We start from the raw sequence: 5,209 nt of genomic DNA, 5'->3' as shown, positions 1-5,209 counted from the left end.
TGCCCATTCAGAACGGTGTCTTCGACACTGCGTGATCTTTAACCCGTGAGAAGCAAACCAGAACCCCTTAAACCCGGACATTTCTATCTGGTCAGTAAGCGGACATTTCAGAATGGCTTTGACACTAGTGGTCAGTTTGAATGTGTTGCATGAAAGCGCACCGCGTCAGCAACCTGACACACAGCGAATGGTAAATTTGGTCGTTGCGTATTCGTCGCGAGCGGCCCGTGTTTCGTCAGCTCTACGGCAGCCTTGTTCCTGCAGCACTTCGTGGCCCGGTATTGGTCGACAAAACCGGCATACCGCGCTATTGGTCTGCGATCTGGTCAGCGACGTCGATAGCACAGCTCGCCAGTTCAACGCTCACGCAGAAGCTTCGGTACGTTGAAAACCTGTATCAGCATGCGGACAATCTGTTGGGCGCCAACGCGCTTGATGATGCCCTGAGTGGATTTGACGACGAAGCACTGGCGGCAATCCTCGAATCCTGGTTTATCTCGATCCGCAATCAGCCCGCAGTGACCAGCGCCGACGAAAATCGCTGGCAGACTGGCCTCGGGTTTGTAACAGACGTCATCACCTGGCTTTCGAGCGCCCGGAGCGCCGATGATCGGCTCAGGCACATTGAGGAGCGATTGCACCGGCTATCTTCGCTTTACAGCCAGTTGCACGTTCGCAGGAGCGCTGCCGTGGAGGCGGTCCGATCGCTTCCAGCGAGTACCGTCGAAGCGCTGTACGCGCTGCTCGATCCAGAATGTCCCAAAAATCCGTTTCTACGCATGAAAACGCGCTGGCGTGTCTACGTCGCATTTGTGCTGATGTTGCATCAGGGGCTGCGGCGCGGCGAGATCCTGCTGCTCCCTGCGGACGCGGTGAAAAGCGCCTATGACCACAAGCTGAAAAGGGGGCGCTTCAGGAAACGGAAAATAAAGCACGTTTAGCCCCTGAACACCTGCGGCCTAGATAGCCGGTTAATTTGATCTGGCTCTGAAGGCGCTCCGTTCAAATGACCGGCGTACCGACTGGGAAAGCTCGAATTGCGCTTGTGCCGGCTACCGCTGGCCTCTGCTCGCCGCCCATGCGCTGGCTCGATTACGCGAACTTGAATCCTAGTGGGCCCGCGGCATGGGTCGGCCAAGGGAAGACGTCCAGGAGGCGCCACCAACGGGGCGCTTGTTGCTGATCATCGCGGGTAGCGCCTTCACCTGCTTAATCTGGATTTTCGTGTTCTGCAATTTTTCTCTTGCGATCGGCCAATTCGTTCTGGCTTCGGCAACGAATACCGCCTACATTGAACATACGAATGATTTGGTGGCAAGTATTGCCTTTGTGACGCCGACCGCTGCCTCGACGTCGTGCAGACTTGTCGAGTCAGAAAACGGGGGCCATATGTGTCAAACGAAGAAAAGTTGATACGAAAATCTACTAAAGTTGAGACTTTCGTGGTCAAGCTACGAAAACCGGGTGAATGAGCCTTATGTGGCAACGGTTTCCGGTCGATTGAAGTAAAAATGCAACTCTTCGGATGGCTCAACGAGCGCACTCGGGATTCGCCGGTCACGAGCCGCAGCACTTCTTGTATTTTTTTCCCGATCCGCATGGGCATGGATCGTTTCGGCCCACCTTCGGTTCGGCCCTGGCGGGCGTAACGAGGCGTTTGCCCATCGCCTTGATGAGCGTGTCGCGATGCTTAAGACGCTCAAGGTATCGGGGATGCCGCTGACAGAACGCGGCCCAAAGTTGTTCGAGACGTGCGCGATCACGATTCGTTTCAGGTTCAACCCGGATCTTGCCGGCCAGATGAACAGTGACGTGCCCCGGCGAGGACGTTTCCCCCCGGGAGGAGCGGCTCGAAGTGCAGATTCACCTCTGCGCAGTGCAGTTCGCCGTCGATATGGGCGACAATGTCGGCGACCTCGGGATTCTGCGCCAGATCCAGTGGCTCGTCGCCATGCGGCTGCAGCAACGCTTGCGCGGTATCGATATCCAGATCAAAGACGATGAGATCGGCGCATGTGCGGGCCACCCCGCGATAATCTCCGTCCTTGGCCATCCATGCCTGCCAGACGGGCGCGCCTCGAGCGTTTCTCGCCCCTCGTGCGTTGCCAGCACCAGCGCGCTGCGGCACGCGCATCGCGGCGTCGGACATGTATGCACCCAGGTCCAGGACGAGTCGGTTCGAGCCACCCTGAACAGGCCATCGTCGGGCGACGGTCCGGCTGTTCTCTGATTCATGTTGGTGTCTCAGTCAGCAATATTGAGCCCCTTTTCAGCACACCATTGCCTCAGTGCCTTTTCGGCAGATTCGGCTTCAAATGCATACCAGCGATCCAGGACGCCTTCGCGCCCGAGTAAATCCTTGAAGCGCGCATAGGCTCCTCGCCGCTGGAAAAACCCTTCAACCTGGCCATAACGCGCAGGCAGTTGCTGGGCGGCAAAGCGCAGGGCGAGACTGCTTCCGAGATCAAGCTCGTTCTTGTGCGGTATCACGAGGTAGCAATCCGGGTCGTCGAGATCCTCGGGAATCTCCTCCTCGATCGTGGCGATGGCATCGGAAATCCAGTAGATTTTTCCCGTATCGAGCGAGATATACGCCTGGTGTTCCATCGGCGCTGTGTAGCTGACGAAGTCGAAGGCCGAGGAAAGATCATCCAATTTGACGGCGACCATGACGGTGACCTCATCTGGAGGTATTTGCTTTCTGCAGGGTTCGTGGTGTCGCCAGCGAACGTGTGGGTGATTTTTGCGTGGCGGTTGATCGGCGCGCCTTTGGCACATCCGCGCCCGCCTTGCCAGCAGGTTTTGCGGCAACGGCGGGTTTGACCACCGCTTTGGGCACCGCCGCTTTACCTTTCGAGGTCGATTTTGCGCTCGCTGAACGGGGTGCATTTGGCGTGGCCGCGCTCGCCTTGCCAGCGGGTTTTGCAGCAGCGACGGGTTTGACCACCGCTTTGGGCGCCACCGTTTTGCCTTTCGAGGTTGATTTCGCGCTCGCTGAACGGGGTGCCTTTGGCGCATCCGCGCGCACCTTGCGAGCGGGTTTTTTGGCCGCGGCGGGTTTGACCACCGTTGTGGGTGCCGCCGCCTTGCCTTTCGTGGTCGATTTCGCGTCCGCCGCAGGCTTCGGTGGGGTGGATGCCGTGGCGCCCCAGCTCGTTCGCGGTGCTGATTGCCTTCCTGCCCGTTTGCGGGCAACAGGTGGTGCGGTGGGCGGCTCACTGCCGGTGTCGATCTCGATACCGAATACGTCGCCTAGGGCAGCGTTGTCGAGGACCTTGCCCGACGCCGGCACCGTCGCGGAGACGGACAATCCGGCCCCCGTGCTGCCGACGAGATCGGATGCGTCCACACCCCGGAGCGTGAAGAGCAGTTCGGGCTGCTGGTCGAACCGGGCGCCGACACCGTACAGCACTGCGACCACATGCTTGCACATCGACGCCCAGTCCGGACAGCTGCAACTGAACCGGATATCCTTAGGTGAGGGAAAGAGTCCCGTAACCGGCTTGCCGATCCGTTCCATCACGGCGCCCGACAGCTTGCCCTGCAGCAGCTCGACCATGGAATCGATCGATGACGCGCAGTCGGTGACCAACGTTCGCCAGTGTTGAGTGGCAGACGCACTGACGTCGATCTTGACCGTGTAGAGGCTCGATCCCATGACCTGGGCGTGTATTTTGCCCGCCGCGACCTGCAGATCGATCACCGAACCGTTACGGACGTAGGTGCGCCCGCGTGGCAGGCGGCTGCCATAGTCGCTGTAGCGCTCCAGGTTATCGCACCACGCCTTGCCCCAGAAGGTTTTTGCGATGGCGCCGCGATACGCCGGGATGGGCGACAGCGTTTTGCCGGCCTTGATCGCTTTCGCCACCTGCTGCTCGGCTTTTCTCCGGCGCTCGGCCACCGGCACATAAGGTTTCCATCCACCGTAGTAACCCCATCGCGTTCCAGTTCCCTTTCCTGATCAGTTTTCCTGCGCACAATGTATATCGAGCCTGACGAGATCGAGCAACTCCCGATCGCTCATCTCCGTGAGCCGCAGCTCCTCGCCCCCTTCGAGCACATCGTTCACCAGTTGCTGCTTCGCTTCGATCAGCTGGTCGATCCGGTCCTCGACCGTACCGCGGCAGACGAACTTGTGCACCAGCACGTTCCGGCGCTGCCCGATGCGAAAGGCCCGGTCCGTCGCCTGATTCTCCACGGCCGGATTCCACCAGCGATCGAAATGAATCACGTGGGAAGCCGCTGTCAGGTTCAGTCCCGCTCCGCCTGCCTTGAGCGACAGCACGAAGAATGGCGTCAATTCGTCTTCCTGGAACTGTTTCACCAGCGCGCGACGCCTGCCAACCGGGGTCGCGCCATGCAAGATCAAACCCTCGCGGCCAAACAGCGATCCGAGAAACGCCGCCAGGGGTTCAGTGGTTTCCCGGAACTGCGTGAATATGAGTACCTTTTCCTGCTTCGCGGCAATGACGTCGACCAGCTCGCGCAGGCGCGCAAATTTTCCGCTGGCCTCAGGTTTCCAGGCCGCGTCGCCGAGCCACTGGGACGGATGGTTGCATATCTGCTTCAAACGCATCAGGTAGCTCAACACGATCCCCTTGCGCTCAATACCGTCTGCACCGTCGAGCGCGGCGGCCAGGTCCTTGACCGTGCGCTCGTACAGTGCGGCCTGGACGGGACTCAGGTGACACCAGGCCTTGAGCTCGGTTTTTTCCGGGAGATCGGCAATGACGTTCCTGTCCGTCTTCAGGCGGCGCAGGATGTACGGTCGCACGAGCGAGCGAAGCGGACCAAAGTGGCCGGCTTTCTCCATGCGCTTGCTCAATCCGGCAAAATCCTTCATCGAGCCCAGCAGGCCCGGATGCGTGAAATCGAAGATGGACCACAGGTCCGAGAGGCGGTTTTCGACCGGCGTGCCCGTCAGGGCGATACGCGCCCTGGCCTGAAGCTTCTTGACCTGCCGGGTTTGCCTCGCCCCGGGGTTCTTGATTGCCTGCGCTTCGTCGACGATTGCCAGACGCCAGTGGATCGTCTCCAGCGCGGGTTGACGAAGCAGCGCGCCGAAACTGGTGATGACAAGATCCGTGTGAGCGAGCCGGACGTCATCGAGTTCGCGCAGGGCATCGGCAGGCGTGACGGAGGGATGGGCGACCAGCACGCGCAGGCCGGGCGCGAAGCGTTCGGCTTCCGCGGGTTCTGTTGCAGTAAG

General features: G+C 59.9%; 5 protein-coding genes and 1 pseudogene. 1 reads left to right on the top strand and 5 read right to left on the bottom strand.

What is annotated here, in order from left to right; all coding sequences use genetic code 11:
• The first annotated feature begins 227 nt into the window (after positions 1–227).
• Entirely contained in the window at positions 228–941 is a 714-nt protein-coding gene (locus BN2475_RS30935) for a hypothetical protein (protein ID WP_174642090.1), read from the top strand.
• 616 nt (positions 942–1,557) lie between these two features.
• Here the strand turns inward: BN2475_RS30935 and BN2475_RS30925 are convergent.
• The 5 genes and pseudogenes from BN2475_RS30925 to BN2475_RS30905 form a co-directional block, all read right to left on the bottom strand.
• A pseudogene (locus tag BN2475_RS30925) lies at positions 1,558–1,638 on the bottom strand (SEC-C metal-binding domain-containing protein); the annotation flags it as partial.
• A gap of 139 nt (positions 1,639–1,777) precedes the next feature.
• Complete coding sequence (locus BN2475_RS34025) at positions 1,778–2,149, bottom strand: hypothetical protein (protein WP_143325994.1); 372 nt, start codon at positions 2,147–2,149, stop codon at positions 1,778–1,780.
• A 95-nt stretch (positions 2,150–2,244) separates the two neighbouring features.
• A complete protein-coding gene (locus tag BN2475_RS30915; protein WP_094783187.1) occupies positions 2,245–2,670 on the bottom strand; it encodes a hypothetical protein in 426 nt (141 codons plus the stop codon).
• A gap of 10 nt (positions 2,671–2,680) precedes the next feature.
• On the bottom strand, positions 2,681–3,907 hold the full coding sequence (locus tag BN2475_RS30910; RefSeq protein ID WP_245841701.1) for a hypothetical protein: 1,227 nt from the start codon (positions 3,905–3,907) through the stop codon (positions 2,681–2,683).
• A 54-nt stretch (positions 3,908–3,961) separates the two neighbouring features.
• On the bottom strand, positions 3,962–5,209 hold a 1,248-nt coding region (locus BN2475_RS30905; RefSeq protein WP_143325991.1), incomplete at its 5' end, for a DEAD/DEAH box helicase.

It is taken from the genome of Paraburkholderia ribeironis, from assembly GCF_900019265.1.
GTDB classification, from domain to species: Bacteria; Pseudomonadota; Gammaproteobacteria; order Burkholderiales; family Burkholderiaceae; genus Paraburkholderia; species Paraburkholderia ribeironis.
The sequence above is the reverse complement of the archived record's forward strand: the minus strand, read 5'-3'. Positions and strand labels throughout refer to the sequence as shown.